The 24,470-nt window shown below is 73.3% G+C and carries 21 protein-coding genes; 9 read left to right on the top strand and 12 right to left on the bottom strand.

All coding sequences use genetic code 11. The annotated features are described in order from the left end of the window. The first annotated feature begins 53 nt into the window (after positions 1–53). The 3 genes from OHB09_RS25935 to msrB all read left to right on the top strand — a co-directional run bounded on the left by OHB09_RS25935 (position 54) and on the right by msrB (position 2,514). On the top strand, positions 54–527 hold the full coding sequence (locus OHB09_RS25935; protein ID WP_006142813.1) for a hypothetical protein: 474 nt from the start codon (positions 54–56) through the stop codon (positions 525–527). Between the two features lie 115 nt (positions 528–642). Next, positions 643–2,031 carry a UDP-N-acetylmuramate--L-alanine ligase gene (gene murC, locus OHB09_RS25940; RefSeq protein ID WP_328922613.1) on the top strand — a complete coding sequence of 463 codons (1,389 nt, stop codon included), beginning with the start codon at positions 643–645 and terminating at the stop codon, positions 2,029–2,031. A gap of 57 nt (positions 2,032–2,088) precedes the next feature. Beyond that, a complete protein-coding gene (gene msrB, locus OHB09_RS25945) occupies positions 2,089–2,514 on the top strand; it encodes a peptide-methionine (R)-S-oxide reductase MsrB (protein ID WP_191852155.1) in 426 nt (141 codons plus the stop codon). A gap of 61 nt (positions 2,515–2,575) precedes the next feature. On the opposite strand, the gene OHB09_RS25950 is transcribed toward msrB, so the two are convergent. Next, a complete protein-coding gene (locus OHB09_RS25950) occupies positions 2,576–3,349 on the bottom strand; it encodes a DUF4232 domain-containing protein (protein ID WP_328922614.1) in 774 nt (257 codons plus the stop codon). 140 nt (positions 3,350–3,489) lie between these two features. Next, the gene (locus OHB09_RS25955) at positions 3,490–5,007 is read right to left on the bottom strand and encodes a serine/threonine-protein kinase (RefSeq protein ID WP_328922615.1); all 1,518 of its coding nucleotides are present in this window, start codon (positions 5,005–5,007) and stop codon (positions 3,490–3,492) included. A 44-nt stretch (positions 5,008–5,051) separates the two neighbouring features. Here OHB09_RS25955 and OHB09_RS25960 point away from each other — a divergent pair, with 44 nt between their 5' ends. The 4 genes from OHB09_RS25960 to OHB09_RS25975 all read left to right on the top strand — a co-directional run bounded on the left by OHB09_RS25960 (position 5,052) and on the right by OHB09_RS25975 (position 8,328). Beyond that, the gene (locus tag OHB09_RS25960; protein WP_006142819.1) at positions 5,052–5,606 is read left to right on the top strand and encodes an RNA polymerase sigma factor; all 555 of its coding nucleotides are present in this window, start codon (positions 5,052–5,054) and stop codon (positions 5,604–5,606) included. 153 nt (positions 5,607–5,759) lie between these two features. Beyond that, positions 5,760–6,893 carry an ABC transporter ATP-binding protein gene (locus OHB09_RS25965; RefSeq protein ID WP_167792932.1) on the top strand — a complete coding sequence of 378 codons (1,134 nt, stop codon included), beginning with the start codon at positions 5,760–5,762 and terminating at the stop codon, positions 6,891–6,893. After that, positions 6,890–7,666, top strand: a complete 777-nt coding sequence (locus OHB09_RS25970; protein ID WP_234528423.1) for an ABC transporter permease — start codon at positions 6,890–6,892, stop codon at positions 7,664–7,666. Before OHB09_RS25965 ends, OHB09_RS25970 begins: the two co-directional genes overlap by 4 nt. After that, on the top strand, positions 7,663–8,328 hold the full coding sequence (locus OHB09_RS25975) for an ABC transporter permease (protein ID WP_093594357.1): 666 nt from the start codon (positions 7,663–7,665) through the stop codon (positions 8,326–8,328). The genes OHB09_RS25970 and OHB09_RS25975 overlap by 4 nt, the downstream gene beginning before the upstream one ends. A gap of 95 nt (positions 8,329–8,423) precedes the next feature. On the opposite strand, the gene OHB09_RS25980 is transcribed toward OHB09_RS25975, so the two are convergent. The 5 genes from OHB09_RS25980 to OHB09_RS26000 form a co-directional block, all read right to left on the bottom strand. Then, the gene (locus tag OHB09_RS25980; protein ID WP_234528422.1) at positions 8,424–10,550 is read right to left on the bottom strand and encodes an alpha-galactosidase; all 2,127 of its coding nucleotides are present in this window, start codon (positions 10,548–10,550) and stop codon (positions 8,424–8,426) included. A 300-nt stretch (positions 10,551–10,850) separates the two neighbouring features. Next, a complete protein-coding gene (locus OHB09_RS25985; RefSeq protein WP_191852154.1) occupies positions 10,851–12,911 on the bottom strand; it encodes a beta-galactosidase in 2,061 nt (686 codons plus the stop codon). 68 nt (positions 12,912–12,979) lie between these two features. Continuing rightward, positions 12,980–14,317 carry an ABC transporter substrate-binding protein gene (locus tag OHB09_RS25990; protein ID WP_093594363.1) on the bottom strand — a complete coding sequence of 446 codons (1,338 nt, stop codon included), beginning with the start codon at positions 14,315–14,317 and terminating at the stop codon, positions 12,980–12,982. Between the two features lie 95 nt (positions 14,318–14,412). After that, entirely contained in the window at positions 14,413–15,354 is a 942-nt protein-coding gene (locus OHB09_RS25995; protein WP_093594366.1) for a carbohydrate ABC transporter permease, read from the bottom strand. A gap of 4 nt (positions 15,355–15,358) precedes the next feature. Next, positions 15,359–16,285 carry a carbohydrate ABC transporter permease gene (locus tag OHB09_RS26000; RefSeq protein ID WP_006142826.1) on the bottom strand — a complete coding sequence of 309 codons (927 nt, stop codon included), beginning with the start codon at positions 16,283–16,285 and terminating at the stop codon, positions 15,359–15,361. Between the two features lie 352 nt (positions 16,286–16,637). Here OHB09_RS26000 and OHB09_RS26005 point away from each other — a divergent pair, with 352 nt between their 5' ends. Next, positions 16,638–17,630: a LacI family DNA-binding transcriptional regulator gene (locus OHB09_RS26005; RefSeq protein WP_167792940.1), complete on the top strand. Its 993-nt coding sequence runs from the start codon at positions 16,638–16,640 to the stop codon at positions 17,628–17,630. Between the two features lie 40 nt (positions 17,631–17,670). On the opposite strand, the gene OHB09_RS26010 is transcribed toward OHB09_RS26005, so the two are convergent. Continuing rightward, the gene (locus OHB09_RS26010) at positions 17,671–18,696 is read right to left on the bottom strand and encodes an alpha/beta hydrolase (RefSeq protein WP_328922616.1); all 1,026 of its coding nucleotides are present in this window, start codon (positions 18,694–18,696) and stop codon (positions 17,671–17,673) included. Positions 18,697–18,770: 74 nt separating this feature from the next. Between OHB09_RS26010 and OHB09_RS26015 the strand changes: the two genes are divergently transcribed. After that, entirely contained in the window at positions 18,771–19,724 is a 954-nt protein-coding gene (locus OHB09_RS26015; RefSeq protein WP_093594368.1) for an AraC family transcriptional regulator, read from the top strand. 7 nt (positions 19,725–19,731) lie between these two features. On the opposite strand, the gene OHB09_RS26020 is transcribed toward OHB09_RS26015, so the two are convergent. Genes OHB09_RS26020 through OHB09_RS26035 form a run of 4 tightly spaced genes read right to left on the bottom strand, consistent with a single transcriptional unit; the run spans position 19,732 to position 24,360 of the window. Next, positions 19,732–20,328 carry a GTP-binding protein gene (locus OHB09_RS26020; RefSeq protein ID WP_006142830.1) on the bottom strand — a complete coding sequence of 199 codons (597 nt, stop codon included), beginning with the start codon at positions 20,326–20,328 and terminating at the stop codon, positions 19,732–19,734. After that, positions 20,315–20,755, bottom strand: coding sequence for a DUF742 domain-containing protein (locus tag OHB09_RS26025; RefSeq protein ID WP_006142831.1), 441 nt, complete (start codon positions 20,753–20,755; stop codon positions 20,315–20,317). The genes OHB09_RS26020 and OHB09_RS26025 overlap by 14 nt, the downstream gene beginning before the upstream one ends. 36 nt (positions 20,756–20,791) lie before the next feature. Then, complete coding sequence (locus OHB09_RS26030) at positions 20,792–21,268, bottom strand: roadblock/LC7 domain-containing protein (RefSeq protein WP_040896509.1); 477 nt, start codon at positions 21,266–21,268, stop codon at positions 20,792–20,794. Next, the gene (locus tag OHB09_RS26035; RefSeq protein ID WP_328922617.1) at positions 21,265–24,360 is read right to left on the bottom strand and encodes an ATP-binding protein; all 3,096 of its coding nucleotides are present in this window, start codon (positions 24,358–24,360) and stop codon (positions 21,265–21,267) included. Before OHB09_RS26035 ends, OHB09_RS26030 begins: the two co-directional genes overlap by 4 nt. Positions 24,361–24,470 lie beyond the last annotated feature (110 nt).

Raw genomic sequence — 24,470 nt, forward strand, 5'->3', positions numbered from 1 at the left:
CAGGATGGTAGAGGCCCGGTCCGGGTTCCCGAGGGAGAAGAGGGGCAGACGGCGTGTTCACGAGCGTACTGATGATCGAAAAGGCCCTGACGTCAGCGGACGTGGAGTTCGTCACGACCCTGCACGGCGAGGAGCCCGTCTCCTTCCACGTGCTGCTGCAGCCCCGCGGCGACCAGGCCGACCGCCTGCTGCGCGCCCTGGACGACGTCGCCCTCGGTGAACTCGACGAGGCGGCCCGGGAGGGCGAGACCCCCGAGGGCGAGGAGGCGCTCGCCCCCGGCCGGCAGGCCCTCGACGTCTCCCTGCGTGCCCTGCACGCCGCCGGCAGCGAGGCGGACGGCAGACTCGTCGAGGCGCACCCCCTCGACGCGCTCAAGGCGCTCGTGGCGGAGACCGGCGCCGACGAGGTGATCGTGCTGACCGACCCGCACTACGTGGAGGAGTTCTTCCACCGCGACTGGGCCTCCCGCGCCCGGCACAAGGTCGGCGTGCCGGTGCTGAAGCTGTTCAGCCACAGCAAGGACTGAGGCACGGCGGGGATCCGGGTGTGCGGCGGGCGCCGGGCGCGGACGGGCACCGCATAGGCTGTGCCCGGCGCCCGAGGGCGCGCCCACCGTCGTACCGCACCTGGGAGAGACACCTATGGCACCCGGCCTTCCCCCCGCCATGGACCGACCGCACTTCATCGGCATCGGCGGCGCCGGAATGTCGGGCATCGCCAAGATCCTCGCCCAGCGCGGCGCCGAGGTGGCCGGCAGCGACGCCAAGGACTCGCCGACGGCACAGGCCCTGCGCGCGCTCGGCGTCACCGTGCACCTCGGCCATGCCGCCGAGCACCTCGCCGACGACGCGAGCTGCGTCGTCGTCTCCTCCGCGATCCGCGCCGACAACCCGGAGCTCGCCCGCGCCGCCGAGCGCGGCATCCCGGTCGTCCACCGCTCGGACGCGCTCGCCCGGCTGATGGACGGGCTCCGCCCGATCGCCGTGGCCGGCACGCACGGCAAGACGACCACCACCTCGATGCTCGCCGTCTCCCTCACCGCGCTGGGCCGCGAGCCCTCCTACGCGATCGGCGGCGACCTCGACGCGCCCGGCTCCAACGCCCTGCACGGCGAGGGCGAGATCTTCGTCGCCGAGGCCGACGAGAGCGACCGCAGCTTCCACAAGTACGCCCCCGAGGTCGCGATCGTCCTCAACGTCGAACTCGACCACCACGCCAACTACGCCTCCATGGACGAGATCTACGAGTCCTTCGAGACCTTCGCCGGGCGGGTCGTCCCCGGCGGCACCCTGGTCGTCAGCGCGGACCACGAGGGCGCCCGCGAGCTGACCCGGCGGCTGGCCGGAACGGTGCGGACGGTGACGTACGGGGCGGCGGAGGACGCCGACGTGCGCGTGCTGTCCGTCGTCCCGCACGGGCTGACCAGCGAGGTCACCGTCGAGCTGGACGGCGCCCCGCTCACCTTCACCGTCTCCGTCCCCGGCCGGCACTACGCCCACAACGCCGTCGCCGCCCTCGTGGCCGGCCGGGCGCTCGGCATCCCGGCCGCCGAGCTGGCCCCCGCCCTCGCCGCCTACACCGGCGTCAAGCGGCGCCTGCAGCTCAAGGGCGAGGCAGGCGGCGTCCAGGTCGTCGACTCCTACGCGCACCACCCCACCGAGATGACCGCCGACCTGGAGGCGATGCGCTCCGGGACGCGGGGCCGCATCCTGGTCGTCTTCCAGCCGCACCTCTTCTCCCGCACCCAGGAGCTGGGCAAGGAGATGGGACAGGCCCTCGCCCTCGCCGACGCCTCGGTCGTCCTCGACATCTACCCCGCCCGCGAGGACCCCCTCCCCGGGGTCACCAGCGAGCTGATCATCGACGCCGCCCGGGCCGCGGGGGCCGACGTGCGGGCCGTGCACGGCATGGCCGAGGTGCCCGAGGCCCTCGCGGGAATGGCGGAGCCCGGTGATCTCGTTCTCACCATGGGCGCCGGGGACGTGACCGACCTCGGTCCGCTGATCCTGGAGCGCCTGGAGCGGCGGTAGACACCGCGGCGGCAGCGGAAACGCGGAAACGCGGCGACAAGGTAAGGGGTGGCGATCGTGGCGTACGACGTCGAGAAGCCGGACGAGCAGTGGCGCGCGGAGCTGAACCCGGCGGAGTACGCGGTGCTCCGCCAGGCGGCCACGGAGCCGGCGTTCACCGGTGAGTACACCGACACCAAGACCAAGGGCGTGTACTCCTGTCGCGCCTGCGGCGCGGAGCTGTTCACCTCCGGCACCAAGTTCGAGTCCCACTGCGGGTGGCCGTCCTTCTACGACCCGAAGGACACGGACGCGGTGGAACTGATCGAGGACCGCTCCCACGGGATGGTCCGCACCGAGGTGCGCTGCGCCCGCTGCGGCTCCCACCTCGGGCACGTGTTCGAGGGTGAGGGGTATGCGACCCCCACGGACCAGCGGTACTGCATCAACAGCATCTCGCTGCGGCTGGAGCCCGAGGAGCCCGAGGAGCCCGACGAGAGCTGACACCGGGCGCGGGCGCCGGGGGGAGTGAACCCCCGGCGCCCGCGCCGGTCGGTCGCCCCCGTCAGTCGCCCGTGCCGGGGCGCAGTGCCGTCAGCCTCACCGAGGAGGCGTTGCCGGACACCGGGACCTTGCCGCCGGTCCACCTCACCGACAGGTGGTCGCGTTCGTCCGGCGGGGTGACCAGCAGCGACGCCGGGGTGGCGGCACGGGCCTCGCTCACCTCGGGGTTGGAGAAGGACAGCCCCGCCCAGGCGCTGTGTCCCGGCGTCAGCCTGATCGTCTTCGCCGTGTCCCCGGTGGTGCGCACGGGGTCCGGGCCGAGCTGCTTGCCGGAGGCGTCCGTGAAGGCGGCGCCCGGGTAGCCGCGCAGGGTGCAGGTGCGGTGCGCGGTGTTGGTCAGCACGACGGCGAAGTTCTCCTGCCCGGCACCGGGGTGGTTCGGACCGAGGGCGGCGGACAGCTCCGAGGTGTGGCAGCGGGCGCTCCCCGCCGAGGACGAGTCGCCGTTCGAGGTGCCCTTCGTGCCGTCCGTCCTCCCCGGGGTCGTGGCGCCCGCCGAGCCGTCCCCGCCGCCGGGGCTCGCCGTGGTGCTCTCGTCCCCGGGTGCCGTACCGCTGTCCCCGGAGGCCGGTCCCGCCGTGCCGGAGAGGGTCTGCGGGCTGCTCGCGGAGCCGTCGTCCGAGCCGCAGGCGGCCACCAGGCCGAGTGCCCCGGTCACCGCGAGCACGGTCGCGGCCCGGCGGAGGGCGGAGGACCGCCGGGGCCGCCGTGCGGGGGAGACAGGGCTGGTGGGAGAGCTGGGGGAGACGACGGGGGTGGGGGGAAGAACGGTCATGTCGACAACACTCCTGGGGTCGCATCGCGCGGACTCGGCGAGCCCGTGGACGGCGGCAGACTGCCCCGTCACAGAGGTCCGATGCGGGGCCGGGCGGAAAAGTTCGGCACCTGAGGGATTCTCGCGCGCGAGGACGGTCCTCACGAGGCGACCCGTACCGAGTCCAGGACCCGGTCGGCCTCGTCGCCGCCGTCGGACTCCCTGATCTGCACGTAGAGCTGCGGGTGCGCGGTGCCGTCGGCCGGGGTGAGGGCGGCCTCGGTGAGCGAGCCCTCCTCGCCCGGACACCCGCTCCAGGTGCGGACCCTGCCGTGCCAGTCGCCGCCGGCCCAGGCGTGGCCGCCCTCGTAGTGGCAGCCGGCGTGCCCGAGGGCCCCGACCCGGGCGGCGACGTCGCCGTGCCCGCTCAGGCCGAGGAAGACGCCGTTGACGGGGGTGTCCAGGTCCTGCCACCGGGAGAGGTCGTCGGCGACGGCCAGCCCGGGTTCCTTCCCGGCCCGCAGCCCGAGTGCCGCCGGGTCCCAGCCGGAGGCGCGCACCTGGCCGCCCCAGTCCGCGGGCACCTCGACCCGGACCCGTCCGGAGGAGTCGGTGACCCGCAGCCCCTCGTCCTTCGCGGGCGGCGAGCGGTGCAGCAGTACGGCGGCGGCGGTCCCGCCGAGGACCACGGCGAGGGTGGCGAGGACGGCGGGCAGCACGAGCCGCCGGGGACGCCGGGCCGCGAGTGGTGCGGCCACCGTCGAGGCGGAGGCGGGAACGGGGGCGGCCGTGGGTGCGGAGTCGTGCGCGGGCGCGGCCGCGTCGGCCGCCCCGGTCCCGCCCGTGGCCTCCGCCGTGCCGGTCGCGCCCGTGGCTGCCGTCCCGTCCGTCAGCCGCTCCAGCTCCCGCGCGAACGCCAGCGCCGTGGGCCAGCGGTCCTCGCGGTCGGGGGCCAGGGCGCGCAGCAGGGCCCTCGACACCGCCGGGTCGAGCCCGGGCCGCAGCCGGTCCGGGCGGAGCACCTCGCCGGGCGGGCCCGGCACCGTGCCGGTGACGAGGTGGTGGCCGAGGGCGCCCAGGCCGTAGACGTCGGCCCGGGCGTCGATGCCCGCGCCGGGCACGGCCTGCTCGGGCGGGCGGTACCCCTCGGACCCCGCCGCCATCGTCAGCCCCGAGGCCTGCGCCAGGCTCTTGGCCAGGCCCAGGTCGGCGAGGAGCAGCCGGACGCGGCCGTCGGGGGAGGAGTGCCGCAGCACGTTGGAGGGCTTGATGTCCCGGTGCACGATGCCCGCCGTGTGCAGGGCCTCGGCGGCCCGTGCCGCGAGCGCGGTGAGCCGCAGTGCCTCGGGCAGCGGGAGGGGGGTGCCGGCGGCCAGGGCGGGATGGTCGGCGAGGGTGCCGCCGTCGGCGTACTCCATGACGAAGTAGGGCCTGCCGTCGGGCAGCTCCCCGATGTCGTACACCTGGACGATCCGGCTGGAGCCGGCCCGGCGCAGCAGCCGGGCCTCCTCCAGGAACCGCTCCCGGACGTCGAGCCGGCCGGCCCAGTTCTCCGCCAGTACCTTGATGGCGACGGGGGCTTCGAGCACGTCGTCGTGGGCGAGCCAGACCACCGCGAAGGCGCCGCTGCCGAGTCGTCGTTCGAGGCGGTACCGGCCGATCCGCTCCAACGAGTGCATGTGCCTATCATGCCTGCCTCCCCCCGACGCCCGAGGAGGCACCCTTGCAGGACACGGCACGGACCGAGGAGCTCGCCCGGCGGGCGGCCGCCGGTGACACGGCGGCCCTGGAGGAGCTGCTCGCGGCGGTCCGGCCCGAGGTGCTGCGGCGCTGCGGGCGCTTCCTGCCGTGCCGGGAGGACGCCGAGGAGGCCGCGCAGGACGTGCTGCTGCAGATCGCGCGCCGGATCTCGACGTTCGAGGGGCGCAGCCGGTTCGGGACGTGGCTGTACACGGTGGTGGCGAACTGCGCGCGGCAGAAGTACCGGGAGCTGAAGCGGCGGGCCGCCGAGGGCGCCGCGCCGCCGGTGGAGACGGTCCAGGTGGCCGACCCGAGGACGACGAGTGTCATCGCGGGCTCGCGGATCGATCTGCTGGAGGCGCTGGAGCGGCTGGAGCGCGAGGCCCCGCTGCTGGTGGAGCCGCTGGTGTACCGGGACCTGTGCCAACTGGAGTACGCGGAGGCGGCGGAGCGGGTGGGGGTGCCGCTCGGCACGTTCAAGTCACGTCTGCACGAGGCCCGCCGCAGGGTCAGGCCGTGGCTGCTCGCGGCGTCGTAGTCCGGGTCGCCCGCCATACCGCCGCAACACGGGCCGTCTACACTCTCCCCCTACGGCCTGCGTGACTCTCCCCCACGGCCTGCCCGCCAGCGATCATAAAAACGTGACCAGAACACGGCAGTTCCCGGCCACACCCGAAGGGTTTGCGGCGTCTTGATACGCATAGATTCAGTCACCAAGCGGTACCCGGACGGCACGGTGGCGGTGGACCGCCTGTCGCTCGAGATCCCGGACCGCTCCATCACGGTGCTCGTCGGGCCGTCCGGCTGCGGCAAGACGACGACCCTGCGCATGATCAACCGGATGATCGAGCCCAGCGAGGGCACCATCCTCATCGACGGCGTCGACATCCAGAAGCAGCCGGTCAACACGCTGCGCCGGGGCATGGGTTACGTCATCCAGAACGCGGGCCTCTTCCAGCACCGCACGATCGTCGACAACATCGCGACCGTGCCCCGGCTGCTCGGCTGGAGCAAGGACCGGGCGCGGGGCCGGGCCCGGGAGCTGATGACGCGGGTCGGGCTGGACGCCTCGCTCGCGAGCCGTTACCCCTACCAGCTCTCCGGCGGCCAGCAGCAACGCGTCGGCGTCGCCCGCGCGCTCGCCGCCGACCCGCCGGTGCTGCTGATGGACGAGCCCTTCTCCGCCGTCGACCCCATCGTGCGCAAGGGCCTGCAGGAGGAACTGCTGCGCATCCAGGAGGAGCTGGGCAAGACCATCGTCTTCGTCACGCACGACATCGACGAGGCGATCCGGCTCGGCACCATGGTCGCCGTGATGCGCACCGGCGGCCACCTCGCCCAGTACGCGCCGCCCGCCGAACTGCTCTCCTCGCCCGCCGACGCCTTCGTGGAGGACTTCCTCGGCGCCGACCGCGGCATCCGTCGGCTGTCCTTCTTCACCTCCGCCGGACTGGAACTGACCACCGCCCCGGTCGTCGCCCTCGACACCACGGCCCGTCAGCTGGCCGCGCGCGAGGCCGAGATCGCCGAGGTCGCGGCGCCCCACCTCCTCGTCACCGACCTCGACGGCAAGCCGCTCGGCTGGTGCGCCCCGGAGGACTTCCCCGGCGCCGAACCCGGCCGGCTGCTCTCCTTCGGCAGGCCCTTCGAGTTCGGCAAGGACTCGCTGCGGGCCGCCCTGGACTGCGCCGTGCTCTCGCCCACCGGCTGGGCGGTCGCCGTCGACGCCGAGGGCCGTGCCGTCGGCGTCGCCTCGCAGGAGACCATCGGCGAGGCCATCCGCGCCGCGCACGCCGAGCGGCGGAAGGCGGACGTCGCCGGATGAACGGCTTCTTCGACATCCCCAGCGACCTCCAGCACAGCTGGCTCGGGCTGATCGGGCTGCATCTGCGCGAGGCGCTGATCCCGGTCGCGGTGGGGCTCCTCCTCGCGCTGCCCATCGGGCAGTTGTGCGTGCGGGTGCGCTGGCTCTACCCGCCGGTGCTGTGGGTGACGACCATCCTGTACGCCGTGCCCTCGCTCGCGTTCTTCGTCGTCCTCATCGACTACACCGGGCAGAGCGAGACCACGGTGATGATCCCGCTCGCCGTGTACAGCCTGGTGGTGCTCGTCCCCGCCATCGTGGACGGCGTGCGCTCGGTGCCCCAGGAGACCCTCGCCGCCGCCACCGCCATGGGCTTCGGGCCCGTTCGCCGTTATCTCCAGGTGCAGTTGCCGATCGCGGTGCCCGCCCTCATCGCGGGGCTGCGGGTCGCCACGGTCTCCAGCATCTCCCTGGTCAGCGTCGGCACCCTGATCGGCAACCAGGGGGCGCTCGGCAACCTCCTCGCCGACGCGATGTTCTACCACCGGCCCGTGCTCGCGGTGAACTCCGTGGTCACCACCGCCGTCCTCGCCATCGTCATCGACGCCCTGCTGGTTCTCCTGCGCAAGGTGCTCACCCCCTGGGCGCCGCCCGCCTCCGGGGGCAGCCGGTCCGCCGGGCGCGGCGGCCGCCGGACGCCCGGCCGGGCGGCGAAGCAGCGATCCGTCGTACGTCCGCAACCGGCCGCGCTCGCCGTGCAGGACACCGCACCCGTGAAGGACACCGCCCGATGAACGTCCTGCACTTCATCAACGCCTTCTTCAGCGACAGCGCCCACTGGCACGGTTACGACGGCATCCCGCACCGCCTGCTCGAACACGTCCAGTACTCGCTGATGGCGCTCGCCATCGCCGCCGCGATCGGCCTGCCGGTCGGCCTGATCACCGGCCACACCGGACGCGGCGGCACCACGCTGGCCCTCATCGCGACGGCGGCCCGTGCACTGCCCAGCTTCGGCCTGCTGGTCCTGATGTTCGTGCTCCTCGGACTGGGCATGCTGCCGGTGATGATCCCGCTGGTCGTGCTCGCCATCCCGCCCATCCTCGTCACCACCTACGAGGCGGTCCGCACGGTCGAGCCCGCGCCCGTGGACGCCGCCCGGGGCATGGGCATGACGGAGCCGCGCATCCTCTTCCAGGTCGAGCTCCCGGTCGCGCTCCCGCTGATCCTCAGCGGGCTGCGCTCGGCCGCCATCCAGATCGTCTCCACGGCCACGATCGCCGCGTACGTCAGCCTCGGCGGCCTCGGACGGTACATCGTCGACGGCCTCTACCAGCGCAACTACGAGAAGGTCGTGGGCGGCGCGACCCTGGTGGCCGTGCTCGCCCTGATCACCCTCGGCCTGTTCTGGGCGGCCGCGAGGGCGGCGGTCTCCCCGGGCGTGCGCAGGAGCTAGACCACACCGGCGCCGGAGCCCGAACGCCCCCGGTGCGGAAGCCGCGCGGCTTCCGCACCGGGGGCGTTCGGGCTCCGGGGTCCGCGCCCGGTGTCCTACGGCACCCGCTCCAGGTGGATCAGGGCGCTCGCCCAGTCGCCGCTCGGCAGTTCCGGGTCGAGGCCGTACTCCGTGAGCACCGTGGAGTGGTGGACCGCGCCCGTCCCCGTGTCCCGGTAGCGCAGGCCCGGCGGCAGGCCGCGCAGCCGGAGGGGCACCCGCGGGCTCCCGTGCCGCGGGCTGCCGCGGAAGGCGAGCACCAACGCCTCGGCGCCGTCCGCGGCCACGTACTCGACGGCCGAGACGCCCTCGCCGTAGGGCTCGCCGATCCGGTACTGCTCGCCGTGCTGCACCAGGTGCCGCACCTCCTTGTACCGGGCGACCAGCGCGGCCCCCTCGGCGAGTTCCGCCTCGCTCCAGCGGGCGAGGTCGCCGCCGATGCCCAGGAGCCCGGCCGCCGCCGCGTGGAAGCGGAAGCGCAGCGGCACCGACAGCCCGGTGAGCTGGTTGGGCACGTCGGTGACCCAGGCGGACATCACCCGCGCCGGATAGATCTGGCCGAAGCCCCGCTGGATGCCCAGCCGGTCCACGGCGTCGGTGTTGTCGGAGGTCCACGCCTGGTCGGTGCGGGCCAGGATGCCCAGGTCGACCCGGCCGCCGCCCCCGCTGCACGTCTCGATGCGCAGGTGCGGGTGGGCGTCCCGGAGCCGGTCGAGGACGCCGTACAGATGGTGGACGTACCGCGTCCACAGCAGGTCGTTGCCGCCCTCGGGGCCGGACCAGCCGGCCTCGCCGATGGCCCGGTTCATGTCCCACTTGAGGAAGTCCACCCGGTGCTCGGCGACGAGCCGGTCCAGCCAGCCGTAGGCCCAGTCGGCGACGTCCCGCCGGGCGAAATTGAGCACGAGCTGGTTGCGCAGTTCGGTGCGCGCGCGGCCCGGCAGGTGCAGCACCCAGTCGGGGTGGGCCCGGTACAGGTCGCTGTCCGGGTTGACCATCTCGGGCTCGACCCAGACACCGAACCGCATGCCCAGCCGGCGCACGGCGTCGGACAGCGGGCCCAGGCCGCGGGGGAAGCGGTCCGGCGCCGGGGTCCAGTCGCCGAGGCCCGCCCGGTCGCTGCGGCGGGCGCCGAACCAGCCGTCGTCCACGACGTACAGCTCCACCCCCAGCCGGGCGGCACGCTCGGCGAGGGCGAGCTGGCCCGCCTCGTCGACATCGAAGCCCGTGGCCTCCCAGGAGTTGTAGAGCACCGGTGCCGTCTCCTCGGCGTGCCGCAGCACATGGGTGCGGACGTAGGCGTGCCAGGCCCGGCTCGCCCCGCCGAAACCGCCGTCGGCGCACAGGCCGGCCGAGACCGGCGTGGTGAACTCCTCACCCGGGCCGAGCGGCACGCACGTCCCCTCGTGCCCCACGCCGCCGGTCAGGCCCGCCCGCCCGTCCGGGGTGCGCTGCACGGTGATCCGCCAACTGCCGCTCCACGCCAGGGCGGTGCTCCACACCCGGCCGCGGTCCTCGGTGGCGGTGCCGTCGTCGAGCATGGTCCACGGGTTGGCGTGGTGGCTGGTGGTGCCGCGCCGGCTGGTCAGCACGGTCTCCCCGTGGGGCAGCCGCTCACGGCGCAGCCGGCTCTCCGCCGACCACTGGCCGGTGACGTGGCTGAGCCGGTAGTCGGGCAGCGGCGGCAGGGTCCACGCGGCGGAGTCGGCGCGCAGCAGGTCCACCCGGTGCCCGCCCTCGTTGCGCAGCACGGTCCAGCGCTCGATCACGTCCGTGTCGGAGCGGACCCGGTAGTGCAGGTCGACCGACAGCGGGAACACCCGGTCGCGGAAGGAGAGGACCAGTTCGGCGCTGTTGCCGCGGGCGGACTCCTCCACCCGCTGCCCCGCCGGCTCCCATTCGAAGGCGCGGGAGCCGTCGGCGTACCGCACCTGGAGCGAGGGCGGCCCGTAGCGGGTGCCGCCGTCCACCGGGAGTTCCTCGCCCACGGCCGGGCGGCCCTCGAAGCTGTCCGAGGGCTCCCCGGCGGGCACCACGAGCGTGTCCGCCTCCGCCGGGGTGAGCCGTGGACCCCACGCCACGTGGCAGGGCGCACCACTCTCGTCGATCCGCAGCGCGTACGAGGTGCGCGGGGTGTTCAGCAGCCAGACCCCGGTGGCGGGGGAGCGGGTGATGAGCGGCATGGGTCTCACGATCAGGGGTCGGGGAACAGGGGACGAGCGGCCCGGTGGCGTGACCGGGCCGCTCGTGGAAGGTGCGAGGGAGGGCGGCCGGGGTCTCCCACAGCGGCGGCGGGCCGCTCGCGGGACGTCCCGGCCGCGGCTCCATGGCGTGTTCCGGAAGTCCCGCCTGTCCGGGGGCGTCTGGCACGCGCCCTCGCGGTGTTGTCGGGACCACCCCGATACATCCAGTATCGGGGTGCCCCTCCGCCTTGCGATGGCACGCACCAGACGCCCCCGGACCCGCCCTCGGGGCGGACGGCGCTACTTCCGGAACACGCCCTGGCCGCCCGGCTGCCGCAGGACGGCGACGGCGCGCGGGCCGAGGACGAGGGACCCCCCGGCGTCGGTCTCGCCGAGCAGCGGCTCGCCCTCGACTCCCGGCACCGCGACGGTGCCGTCGGTCCGGTTCACCAGGAACAGGAACCGTCCGCCCGGACCCCGGCGCACCACCTGCTCCACCGATCCCCGCGCCCCGGCGGGCAGTTCGCTCTCCACACCGGCCGGTTCAAGCAGCCGGGGCAGCAGCGAGGCGAGTCCCTCGACGCCGAGCCTGGTGGAGACGTAGGAGGCGGAACCGCGGTCCGTGCGGCGCCGGGTCACGGCGGGCCGGCCGGCCTGCTCGCCGGTGCGGTAGCGGAGAAGGACCTCCGTCTCCGCGTCCGTCACCGTGACGTGGTCGGTCCACAGGGTGCCGGTCGTGGCGTCGTCCAGCTCCACGCCGTCCCCGGGCAGCAGGGGCGCGAACTCCTCGACGCGGATGCCCAGCAGGTCCCGCAGGGCGCCCGGGTAGCCGCCGAGCCACACGTGGTCGTGCTCGTCCACGATTCCCGAGAAGTAGGTGGTGATCAGGTGGCCGCCCTGTTCCGCGAACCGGGTGAGGGTCTTGGCCAGGTCTGCGGGGACCACGTGCAGCACCGGCGCGATCAGCACCTGGTGGCGGTGGAGGTCGGAGCGGGTGGTGACGAGGTCGGCGCGGATGCCGAGGCGGAGCAGCGCCGAGTACCAGTCGAGGGCCTCCTGCCGGTAGTTCAGCAGGGCGGTGGGGTGGGAGTCCTGCTCGGAGGCCCACCACGAGTCCCAGTCGAACAGGATGCCGACCCGGGCGGGCTCCCGCTCGCTGCCGGCCACCGGGGCCAGCGCCTTCAGCGTGGCGCCCAGCTCCGCCACCGAGCGGAACAGTTCGCTGTCCGCGCCGGCGTGCGGCACCATCGCCGAGTGGTACTTCTCGGCGCCCGCCGCCGACTGCCGCCACTGGAAGAAGCAGACGGCGTCGGCCCCGTGCGCCACGTGCAGCAGGGAGTCCCGGGCCAGCTCGCCGGGACGCTTGGCGACGTTGACGGGCTGCCAGTTGACGGCGCTGGTGGAGTGTTCCATCAGGAACCAGGGCCGGCCGCCGGAGATGCCGCTGGTGAGGTTGGCGGAGAAGGACAGCTCGTCGCGGTCCTGCGGCCCGGGGTGCACGTAGTGGTCGTTGGAGACGAAGTCGATCTCCTGCGCCCAGTCCGCGTAGTCCATGCCCTTGGTGTTGCCCATCACCATGAAGTTGGTGGTGACCGGCACGTCCGGGGTGATCTCGCGCAGCAGGTCGCGTTCGGCGCGCAGGTGGTCCTTGAGCGCGTCCGAGGAGAACCGCTTGAAGTCGAGCTGCTGCGTGGGGTTGGGGTGCGAGGCGGCCAGCCGCGGCGGGAGGATCTGCTCCCAGGCGGAGTAGCGCTGCGACCAGAAGGCGGTGCCCCAGGCGTCGTTGAGGGCGTCCAGGGTGCGGTAACGGTCGCGCAGCCAGTCGCGGAAGGCGTGGGCGGCGTCCTCGGAGTAGTCGTAGACGTTGTGGCAGCCCAGCTCGTTGCTGACGTGCCAGGCGACGAGCGCCGGGTGGTTCCGGTAGCGCTCGGCGATCGTCCGCACCAGGGCCAGGGCGTGCCGGCGGAAGACGGGCGAGGTGGGGCGCCAGTGCTGGCGCGCGCCCGGCCAGAGGGTCTCTCCGGTGGCGGTCACCGGGAGCACCTCGGGGTGGGCGGTGGTCAGCCACGGCGGCGGTGAGGCGGTGGCGGTGGCCAGGTCGACGCCGATGCCGCCCTCGTGGAGCAGGTCGAGCACCTCGTCCAGCCACGCGAAGTCCCAGGTGTCCGCGGTGGGCTGGAGGCGTGCCCAGGAGAAGATCGCGAGGGACACGACATTCACGCCGGCCTCCCGCATCAGCCGGACGTCCTCCTCCCACACGGAACGGGGCCACTGCTCGGGGTTGTAGTCGGCGCCGAAGAGGAGACGGGGAGCGGTGTCACCGTCCGCCCCGCCGGCGCGGGACAGGAGGGTGGAGATCATGGCGGTCCTTCCGGAGGGCACGGGGAGGCGCGCGAGGGCGCGCGCCGCCCGCGGGGTGGTGCGTGTCGTCACTGCTCGACGGTGAAGCCCTGCTCCTTGCCGTACTTCACCGAGGCGTCCTGCCAGGCCTTGAGGCCGTCCGGCAGCCGGGTGCCGGAGATGTAGGCCTTGCCGACCGTGTCGTTGAAGATCGAGTTGGCGTACGCCTGGAACGGCAGGTACGACCAGTCGTCGGCGACGTTGGCGGCGGAGGCGGCGAAGATCTCGTTGGCCTTCTGGCCGTCGAAGTACGAGAACTTCTTGTTCAGGAACTCGGTGGACTTCAGCTCCGCCTTGGTGGCGGGGAAGGCGCCCTCGGACACGCGGGAGGCGACACCGGCACCGGAGTTGGCGTACTCCACGAAGGCGTAGGCCAGTTCCTTGTTCTTGGCGAGGGCGGGCACGGTCAGCGCGCTGCCGCCGTTCTCCGCGCTGGCCTTGTCGCCCTCGGCCCAGGCCGGGAGCGCGGCGGCGCGCCACTGGCCGGAGGCGTTCGGCACACCGGACTCGAAGTTGGCGGGCATCCAGGCGCCGGTGGACAGGGTGGCGATCGAGCCGTCACCGAGGCCCTTGTACCAGTCGTCGGTCCAGCTCGTGACGGGCGCGAGCAGCTTCTCGTCGATCAGCTTCTGCCAGACGTCCGTGAACTTCTTGGCGCCCGCGTCCTGGAAGTCGATCTTCACCTTGGTGCCGTCGACCTTGTAGGGCCGCGAACCGGCCTGCCACAGCAGGCTGGTGGTGAAGCCGGCGTCGCCGGTGTCGTTGGCGATGTAGGCCTTCGGGTCGGCCTTGTGCAGCTTGCGGGCCGCGTCCAGGTACTCGTCCCAGGTGGTGGGGACGGTGATCTTGTACTTGTCGAAGACCTTCTTGTTGTAGAACAGCGCCATCGGACCGGAGTCCATCGGCAGGCCGTAGACCTTGTCGCCCTCGGTGACCGCGTTCCACGGGCCGGGGGTGTACTTGGCGGCCAGCTTGCCCGCGCCGAAGCCGGACAGGTCGGTCAGGCCCTTGGTGAGGGCGTACTGGCCCATCGAGAAGTACTCGAGCTGGGCCACGTCCGGGACGCCCTTCCCGGCCGAGATCGCGTTCGACAGTGCGGTGTAGTGCTTGTCGCCGGAACGCTCGCTGACCAGGTTGACCTTCACCTTGGGGTACTTCTTGTGGAAGTCGGCGGCGACGGTCTTCAGCGTGGGCTCCCACGACCAGACGGTGATCGAGCCGCCCTTGTCCAGGGCCGCCTCGACGTCCGCCGCGGACACCGCCTTGGTGCCGGAGTCGTCGTCCGAGCCGCCGCAGGCGGTGGCGCCGAGGGCCACGGAGGTCACGAGGGCGATGCCGCTCAGCAGGCGGCCGGTCCTTCTGCGCATGAGTGTGCTTCCACTTCGTCGTGGTGGGACGGGGGAGGGTGGGGGAGAGGGGACGTGCACGGGGGGTTCGGGGGCGGCCCTCGCGGGCCGCGGGCTCACTCCTTGACGCTTCCGGCGGCGAGCCCCGACTGCCAGTACTTCTGCAGGAGGAGGAACGCGGCGATCAGCGGCACGATGGTGAGCAGGGAGCCGGTGATCACCAGGTTGAAGACCACCTCGCCGCCGACCGTCTCCGCCTGGGAGTTCCAGGCGCTCAGGCCGAGCGTCAGCGGATACCAGTCCGGGTCCTTGAGCATGATCAGCGGCAGGAAGTAGTTGTTCCAGGTGGCGACCGTGGTGAACAGCAGCACGGTCACGATGCCCGGCGCCAGCAGCGGCAGCGCCACCTGGAAGAAGGTGCGGAACTCGCTCGCGCCGTCCATGCGGGCGGCTTCCAGCAGCTCGGCGGGGATCGCCTCGGTGGCGAAGACCCACATCAGATACAGGCCGAAGGGCGAGACCAGCGAGGGGATGATGACCGCCCAGGGGGTGTCGGTCAGGCCCATCTTGCTGAACATCAGGAAGGTGGGGACGGCGAGCGCGGTGCCCGGGACCGCCACCGCGCCGATGACCGTGGCGAAGACGCCCCGCTTGCCGGGGAAGTCGAACTTCGCCAGCGCGTACCCGCCGAGCACCGCCAGCAGGGTCGCGCCGCCGGCGCCCGCCACCACGTACAGCAGGGTGTTCAGCAGCCAGCGCGTGAACACGCCGTCGTGGTAGGTGAACGTGTCGCGGATGTTGTCCCACAGCGCGAAGTCGTCCGCGAACCACAGGCCGTTGGAATCACCCAGCCCCTGCTGGGTCTTGGTGGCGTTGACGACCAGCCAGAGCAGCGGGACCACGGTGTAGAGGACCATCAGCGCCATGAGCGCGGTCATCAGCTTGCTGCGCCGGGGCTTCCCCGGACGGTGGGCCTTGACGCGGCGCAGGCGCGGGGCGCCCTTCGCGTGGCCGGAGTCCGCGGCAGTGGCGGCGGGGGTGGTGACAGAGGTGCTCATCGGGTCACGCTCCCTTGCGCATGCCGCGCAGCTGCACCAGGTAGGCGACCACCATGGTGATCAGGCCCATGATGATGGCCACGGTCGCGGAGTAGTTGTGCTGCTGGCCGCTGAAGGACAGCGAGTACGTGTAGAAGTTGGGCGTGTAGTCCGTGGTGATGGCGTTGCGGGCCAGCGGACGCAGGATGCTCGGTTCGTTGAAGAGCTGGAAGCTGCCGATGATCGAGAAGATCGTCGCGATCATCAGCGCGCCGCGGATGGCGGGCAGCTTGATCGCGGTGATCACCCGCCACTGGCCGGCTCCGTCGATCTCCGCCGCCTCGTACAGGGAGTGCGGGACGACCCGCAGCGCCGAGTAGAAGATCAGCATGTTGTAGCCGACGAACTCCCAGGTCACGATGTTGCCGATGGAGGCCAGCACCAGGTCCGCGGAGAGCGGGTCCGGCAGCGACCAGCCGAAGGCGGAGTTGAAGTCCCCGACCAGGCCGTACTTGGTGCCGTACATGAAGCCCCACATCAGGGTGGCGACCACGGCGGGCACCGCGTACGGAAGGAAGATCGTGATGCGGAAGAAGCTCTTGCCGTAGAGCCGTCCGCTGTCCAGGGCGAGTGCCACCAGCAGGGCGATGCCCAGCATGATCGGAACCTGCACCACGAGGAAGAGCGCCACCCGGCCGAGCGAGGCCCAGAACAGGTCGTCCTTGAGTGCCTGCTGGTAGTTGTCGAGGCCGACGAACGTGTTGCCGCCGATGAGCTGGTCGCGGAACAGGCTCAGATAGATCGAGTAGGCGATCGGTGCCAGGAAGACCAGGGCGAACACGGCCACGAACGGGCCGATGAAGCCCCAGCCCTTCCAGGATCGCCGGTCCCGTCGCGCCGGGGGCGGGGCCGGCCGCGGCTCGGCGGCCGCCGGCGGATGCAGCGTCGTCATGTTGTTCCTCGCTCGTCGGCGTTCGGTCACCAGCGGCTCGGCACCCGGCTCGAGGCCGGGCGGCAGGTCGCCCGCCACCTGATGTTTACGCAAACATCGCTGGTCGGACAAGCGGCCAGAGGTGTTATGTTTGCGTAAACATCTGGTGGCGAATGTCTACACTGCCCCGAGGACGGCGGTCAAGGGTTCTTCGCGAACGAGACAAGAGAGACAGAAAGGCGGCGTCCGAGTGGAGACGGTCGAGGAAGCGGCGGCGGACCCGGGCGATCCGCCCGGCGCGCCGGGGCCGGTCGCGCGGGGGACCGGCGCCGCCCGCCCCCCTGCCCCCCGGCGCGCCCGCGCCACCGCCTCGATGGCGGACGTGGCCCGGCTCGCGGGGGTCTCGGCGCAGACCGTCTCCCGCGTCTCCAACGGCTACCCCGGGGTGACCGAGGAGACCCGCCGGCAGGTGCGTGCCGCGATGCGGGAGCTCGGCTACCGGCCCAACAGCGCCGCCCGGGCGCTGAAACGGGGAGAGTTCCGCACCATCGGCGTGATCACCTTCACCCTCGCCACCACCGGCAATGTGCGCACCCTGGAGGCGATCGCCACCTCCGCCGCCCGCGAGGGGTACGCGGTCACGCTGCTGCCGCTCGCCGTGCCCACCCAGGACGAGGTGCGCGGGGCGTTCTCCCGGCTCGAGGAACTCGCCGTCGACGCCGTGATCGTCATCATGGAGGTCCACCTCCTCGACGCCGCGACGGTCCATCTCCCGCCGCACGTCCAGGTCGTGGTGGTCGACTCCGACGCCGGCGACCGCTACACGGTGGTCGACACCGACCAGCACGGCGGCACCCGCGAGGCCGTGCGACACCTGCTCGACCTCGGCCACCGCACGGTCTGGCACCTCGCGGGACCCGAGGACTCCTTCGCCGCGATGCGCCGCGCGGACGCCTGGCGGGCCGCGCTCACCGAGGCCGGGCGGGAGCTGCCGCCGATCGTCCGGGGCGACTGGTCGGCGGAGTCCGGCTACCGGGCGGGGCGCGAACTCGCCGTCCGCGAGGAGTGCACGGCCGTCTTCGCCGCCAACGACCAGATGGCACTCGGGCTGCTGAGGGTCCTGCACGAGCACGGCAGGCGGGTGCCCGAGGACGTCAGCGTCATCGGCTTCGACGACATCCCCGAGGCCTCCTCCTTCCTGCCCCCGCTCACCACCCTGCACCAGGACTTCGCCGAGGTGGGGCGGCTCTGCGTGCAGGCGGTGCTGCGCAAGATGCGCCAGGAGGGGCCGGAGCGCGGCACCACCCTGGTACCCACCCGGCTGGTGCTGCGCTCCAGCACGGCCCCGCCGCCCGGACCCCGCTGAACCGCTGGAGACGCCCGGGGCGCCCGGGGTGCCGGGTGCCTCACAGGTGCCGTGCGTAGAAGGCCGTCAGCGCCTCCACCGCCCGGTCCACGTGCGCGGGCCGGTCGTACAGGTCGTAGTGGCTCGCCCCTTCCACGACCAGCAGGTCCTTCGGCCCCCTCGCCCGCGCGAACAGCTCGCGCCCCTCCTGGTGGGAGCCGAAGGAACCGGCCCGGTCGCCGACCACGACCTGCAGGGGCCGGTCGAGCAGCTCCTCCACCAGGTGATAGGCGTCGAAGGCGAGCAGCGGCGCCAGGCTGCGGTGGGCCAGCCGGTTGGCCGAGCGCGGGTGCCCGCCGCGCGGCGTGAGGTAGTAGTCGATCGCCTCGATCAGGTCGACGTCGGTGATCCCGGCCTCCGCCGGGTCCCCGAGGTCCTCAGGGAGCCAGGTCGTGAGCTCCGGGTCCCCGCCCCGGGCCTCGGCCGTACGCCGCCTCCCCGCCTCCGCGAGCAGCGCGACGGGGGACCCGCCGGCCCGCCGGGCCCGGCCGATGTTCACCGGGACGACGGTGCCCACCGCCCGGATGCGATGCTCGCTCAGGGCGGCGTTGACGGCGTAACCGCCGCCCGCGCACACGCCGAGCACGCCGATGCGCTCCTCGTCCACGAAGGGCAGCGTGGTCAGGAAGTCGACGGCGGACCTGATGTCCTCCACACGGGTTCCGGGATCCTCGAGATGCCTCGGCTCGCCCCCGCTCTCGCCCTGGTGGGAGGCGTCGAACACGAGGGTGACATGGCCCCGTTCCGCCATGTGCCGGGCGTAGATCCCGGCCGTCTGTTCCTTGACGCCGTTGCCCGGGTGGACACAGACGAGTGCCGTGTGGCGCCGTCCGGCCTCGAAGCCGGGCGGGAGGCGGAGGTGCGCGGCGAGGGGCACGCCACGGCTCGTGAAGGTCACGCGCTCCATGCGGGCGTCGTCCTGGCGGTCCTGGCGGTCCTGGCGGTCCTGGCGGTCCTCGCGGCCCTCGGTGTCCACGGGGTGGCGGTGGGGTGCGTGGCCCGCGAGGGGTTCTTCGGTCCTGTTCATGACTGCGAGTCTGTCGCGCGCACGGCGGACGGTGAATGCCTCACGGTCCTGGATACTTGAGTTAGAGTCCGATCATGACCGTGGATCCGCTCTCCGACGTGCTCGCCCTGGTCCGCGCCCGGTGCGAGATCACCGGTGTGCTGCGGGCCGGCGGCCGCTGGGCCCTGCGCTCCGGGCCCCGGACCCAGGTCAAGCTGGACGCCGTGACGCACGGTACCTGCTGGCTCCTCGCCCCCGGCCGGCCCCCGCTGCGACTGGTCGCGGGGGACGCCGTTGTGCTGAACGGGGCCGGCCCCCTGGTGCTGTGCAGCCACCCCGAGGTGCCCCCGGTCGAGGAGTCCGCGCTCGCCGGGGCGGGCACCGGCTCCACCGCCGGTTCCGGGCCGGCCCCGCCCGAGGTGTTCCACCGGCTCGGCAGCGGAGAGGACGTCACGATCCTCGGCGGGCACGTGGACCTCGACCCGGCCGCCGCCGCGTGGTTCACCGGCGCGCTGCCCGACGTGCTGTACGCGGGCGCGTCCGGCACCGAGGCGGAGCGGATGCGGCTCCTGCTGGAGGGGATCGTCGAGGAGACGGCGGGCGACCGCCCCGGCGCCGCGTTCGCCCGGCACCAGCACGCGCAGCTCCTGCTGCTGCACGCCCTGCGCGCGGGACTGCGGGACGGGACGGAACTGCGCCCCGGCTGGCTGCGCCTGCTCGCCGACGAGCGGATGCGGCGCGTCCTCGGGGCCGTGCACGCCGATCCCGGGCGCCCCTGGGGACTGCGCGAGCTGGCCGCGGTCGCGGGCATGTCCCGCAGCCACTTCGCCCAGCGGTTCCGGGAGCTCGCGGGACAGACCCCGCTCGCCCATCTGTCCCAGTGGCGGGTCCGGCTGGCCGAGCAGGCGCTGCGGGAGTCCGACACGACGGTCGCCGCGCTCGGCGCACGCCTCGGCTACGCCTCGGAGAGCTCCTTCAGCCACGCCTTCCGCCGGGTCGCCGGGATGTCCCCGAGCCAGTACCGGCGCACCGCCGCGCCGGCGGGCTGAGCCGGACTCAGCCCTCCGTGCGCGACAGCGCCAGCTCCAGCACCGTCAGCAGCGCGTCGCGCACCGAGCCCCGCTCGCGCGCGTCGAACACCACGACCGGCACCTGGTCCGCCATGTCCAGCGCCCACCGGACCTCGTCCAGCGAGTGCTCCACCGTCCCGTCGAAGGCGTTGAGCGCCACCGCGAACGGGATGCCCCGGTGCTCGAAGTAGTCGACGGCCGCGTAGCAGTCGTCGAGGCGCCGGCTGTCGACGATGACGAGTCCGCCGACCGCCCCCTCGACGAGGTCGTCCCACATGAACCCGAACCGGTCCTGCCCGGGCGTGCCGAACAGGTACAGCTTCAGGGTCGGGTCGATGGTGATGCAGCCGAAGTCCATCGCGACCGTGGTGGTGGTCTTGGTCGGGGTGTGACTGAGATCGTCCACCCCCGCCGCGACCTCGGTGATGGCCGCCTCGGTGGTCAGCGGCTCGATCTCCGAGATCGAGCCGACGGCGGTGGTCTTGCCCACGCCGAAGCCGCCCGCGATCACCAGCTTGACCGGCAGCGGCGGCCGTTCGGCGGTCACCGCGCCGCCCTGGGCGGCCGGTTCAGTCGGAGTCACGGAGTACCCCCCGGGAGTCGGGGATGGCACGGAGGCCATCGATAACCCTTCGCAGTACGGAAGCGTCGCGGACGATGTCGGTACGTGGTACGTGCACCGACAGTTGCCCGTCGGCGCGCAGGTCCTCGGCCAGGACGCGGACCACGTTGAGATGGAGCCGCAGCCTGGCCGCGATCTCCGCGAGGGACTGCGGCCGCCGGCAGGCGGCGACGATGTCGTGCTGCTCGAACGACAGCCGTTCGAGCGCGTCGATCCCCGCGGTGGTGGCCACCATCTGGGTCTCGACGGGAATCGGCCGGCCGGACGCGGTGCCCGCCACCCGGCCCGCGGTGACCAGGAACGGCCGGACCGCGGGTGCCGGGCCGACGGGGGTGCCGTCCGGGCCGGTGAAGCCGTGCGCGCCGGCGGGCGCGTGGCCGTCCGCCATCGGTGATTCTTCCTCCCTCGACCCGGTGGCGACCGGTCATCCCGCCGACGCGGCGCCGACGCTGTTCTTCAGTTCGAGTACGAGTTGAGGGCTCAGCGCGCTGCCGGCGCGGTTCGCGAACAGTGTCATCTCGTAGGCGATGTTGCCGAGCTTGGCCTCCTTGTCGGTGACCACGCCGAGGACGGCGCCGCTGCCGATCGCGGAGACCAGGACGTGACCGCCCTCCAGGTCGATGATGACCTTGTTGAGGCCGCCCAGACCGTAGTTGCCGGAAGCGCCGGAGGCCAGGCTCGTGATGCCGGAGACGATCGCCGCGAGCCGCTCCGAGTCCGCGTGCTCGCGCAGCTCGGACACGGCGATGAGCAGACCGTCGGACGACACCGCGATGGCGTCGACGACACCCGCGGTCTCGGTGGCGAAACGGTTCAGGAGCCAGGTGAAGTCGGCCGCGGCAGCCCGCAGGTCCGTCGGCGAGGCCCCGCCCATGGAGGTGTCACCTGTCGACGTTGTCACTGCTCCGCTCCTTCCGGGAGGTGTTTCTGGTCGTGCGTGGCGCGGGGGGTGGCTGAGGAAGTGGTGGGGGACACGGAGGGAAGCGTACGTGGACCCGCCGCGGCGTCCGAGCGCGCGTCGCGGTTGGCCCGCGCCACGGCGTCCTCGAACTCCTCGAGCGCCGAACGGACGGCGTCGGCGTCGGCGGGCCGCAGGGGCTCCGCGGCCCGCTGCGCGCCCGTGTCCCCGAACGTGGTCCGCAGGGTCGCCCCCCGCACCCGGCGCCGCAACGGCCGTGCGCCGCCCGCCGGTTCGGCCTCCTCCGCCGCGGGCCCGCCGCCCCGGGGGGCGGGCGGGACCAGGGGGTCGGAGCGACGCGGCGGGGCTGCGGGAGCGGCCTCGTCGTGGCCGCGCGGGAGGTCGGTCCCGTGCGGCCGGGAGGGCCGCGCCTCGGACTCCCGGCCGTGGCCGAGCCCGTCGGCCACGTACGGCCGGTCCCGCTCGGCCCGCGCGGAGGTCTCGCCCCGCGGCCGCGACACGAGGGGCGCCCGGTCCTCGGAGGAGGGCTCCGCGAGCTCGCGGCGGGAGAGGGCGCCGGCCCCTCCGGCGGAGGTGTCTGCCACGGGCGTCCCTCCGGTACTGGGGTGCGCTTCTTCCGGAGCCGGACGGGTGGTGCCCGGCCGGACCGGGACGTGACCGCCCTCGGACGCCGCTCGGGCGGAGGTCCCCGCCGCGGGGGCCGTCTCCTCCTGGTCCCTGCGGGGGACGCGGCGGGGGAGCGGCACCGGCGGGTCGTCCTCGGCCGGGGCCGGTGCGTTCCCGTCGTGCCCGGCGCCCTCGGCCTCCGCCGCGCGGCGGGCGGCCCACGAGGGAGTGCGGCCGGAGCCCGCGTGGTCCGTGTGCTCCGTGTGTTCGGGACGGGCGGTGCCGTGGGACCCGGTGCCGGCCGCGGGCCGGTCGGCGTGCGTGTCCTCGCCGACGAGGGCCCCGGTCGGCAGGGCCCTGCGGGGTTCCGGGGCCGGGACGGCGGCCGGCTCGGCGGCGTTCCCGACACGGGGCTCCGGCCTCGCCCGCCGCTCCGCGTCCCGTTCGCCGGCGGCCGGCGAGGACGGCCGCGGCGACTCGGCGGCGAGCGGGCTCATCGTCAGCAGCAGCGCCGAGGGCAGGGCGATGCGCGAGGTCACGCCGCCGCCCGGGGTGCGCGACAGCGTCACCGTCACGCCCCAGCGCCGCGCCAGGGTGCCCACCACGAACAGGCCCAGCACCTTCGTCGGCACCAGGTCGAGCCGCTCCCGGCGCACCAGCCGCGCGTTCTCCTCGGCGAGCCGCTCCGCGCTCATGCCCAGACCGTGGTCGGCGATCTCGATGTGGGCGCCGTCGCCGGCCGCCCGTACCGCCACCTCGACGGGGCTGCGCGCGGGGGAGAACGACACCGCGTTCTCGATCAGTTCGGCCACCATCAGCGTCAGGTCGCCGATGATGTCCGGCTCGACCATGATCTCCGTGTCGGCCCGCAGCGAGACCCGCTGGTAGCCCTCGATCTGCCCGAGCGCGGCCCGCACGACGTTGGTGAGCGCGGTCGGCCCCGAGTCCAGTACGGTCTCGCGGATGCCGGCCAGCAGCATCAGGCTGTCGGCGTTGCGGCGCAGGCGCACGGCGATGTGGTCGATGCGGTAGAGCCGGTCCAGCAGGGCGGGGTCGGTCTCGCCGCGCTCGACCGCGTCGATCAGCGCGAGCTGACGGGCCGTCAGGTTGCTCACCCGGCGCCCGACGTTGCCGAACATCTCGGCGACGTTGCGGCGGCTGAGCACCTGGCGTTCCAGCAGCGCCGCCGCCGTGGTCTGCACGTGGTTGAACGCCTCGGCGAGTTCGCCGATCTCGTCGCGCACGACCACCGGCACCTCGCTGAGGCGCGGCGCCCCCGCGTCCTCCGCGTCGTCGTCGGCGACCCGGGCGAGCTCGCGCCCCGCCACCTCGGCGACCTGCTGCGCGGCCCCGGTCAGCGCCGTCACCGGCCGCACCACCGAGCGCCGTACGGCGACGGAGAAGCCGAGCCAGAGGACGAAGCCGAGCAGTGCCGCGGTGAGCAGCCAGCCGGCCCGCCACCACGCGTCGGAGGAGGCCTTGTCGGCCCGCTGGGCGATCTGGTCGGTCAGCGAGGTGGTGATCTTCAGCCGGGACTCGGCCTGCGCCCGGTAGTCGGGGTAGGTGCTCAGGGAGGCGGTGAACGCCCGGCGCAGTTCGGCGGGGCCCTTGGCCTGCAGTTCGCTCGGGTCGACCTGGAGTTCGGCGTACTGCTTGGCGATCGTGGCCATCGGGCCGTCGCGCTCCATGCCGCCCAGCTCGTCCGCCTGCTCCTCGGTGGCGAAGCGGCCGAAGCGGTCGGCCTGGTAGGCGTAGAGCTGGTAGGCGCCGACCGCGCTGTTGAACTGGATCAGCGCGTTGCTGTCACCGGTGGTCGCGGAGAACACGTTGGTCTCGAACGCGCTGTGGGCCGCGTCGGCGCGCAGCAGCGACTCCAGCAGGTTGCCGGTGAAGGTGGCCGCGAGGGCGGCGTTGCGGTCCAGGCCGAGTCCGTCGATCAGGCCCTTGGCCGCGCTGGTGTACGTGGGGTCGATGTTGTCGGCGGGCAGGTAGCCGGCCTCGACGTTCTCCCGGAGGCTGGTGAGACCGTTGACCTCGCGCAGGGCCTGCGCCTCGGTGGCGGGGAGCCGGTCGCCGAAGGCCTCGCGCACCTTCTCCACCTGGGCGTCCACGGCCGCCTGCGCCTTGCGGTAACCGGTGGTGGAGGGCCGTTCGCCCTTGCCGGCGGCCTCGTAGCGCACGGAGAGCAGCATGGCCTGCTGGTACTCGTTCTGCACCTGGTCGACGAGGGCGGCCACCTGCACGCTGTCCCGCACGAGCCGGGCGGCGCCCGCCGCGTCGCGGGCCTGCCCCACCTGGTCGGCGATGAGGTACGAGAGCAGCAACGCGACCACCGCGAGCGGGACGCCGACGAGGGCGTTGAGCTTGCGTCGGAAGGGCCACCGGTCGGCGAAGCGACGGATACCGCTCGGCGGCGGCGTTGGCGGTGCCGGCGCAGGGGTGGACGCGTCCACCACGTTCGTGGACACCGAGCCTCCTTGTGGGCGTCATCACGGCGCGCAGGGTTCACGAGACCGCTGATCGGATTCGGACAGGGGGCACCGCAGTTCCCATTGGGCGACCCCCGCACGCCCACGCC

The organism is Streptomyces griseoaurantiacus, from assembly GCF_036189845.1.
Classification (GTDB): domain Bacteria; phylum Actinomycetota; class Actinomycetes; order Streptomycetales; family Streptomycetaceae; genus Streptomyces; species Streptomyces griseoaurantiacus.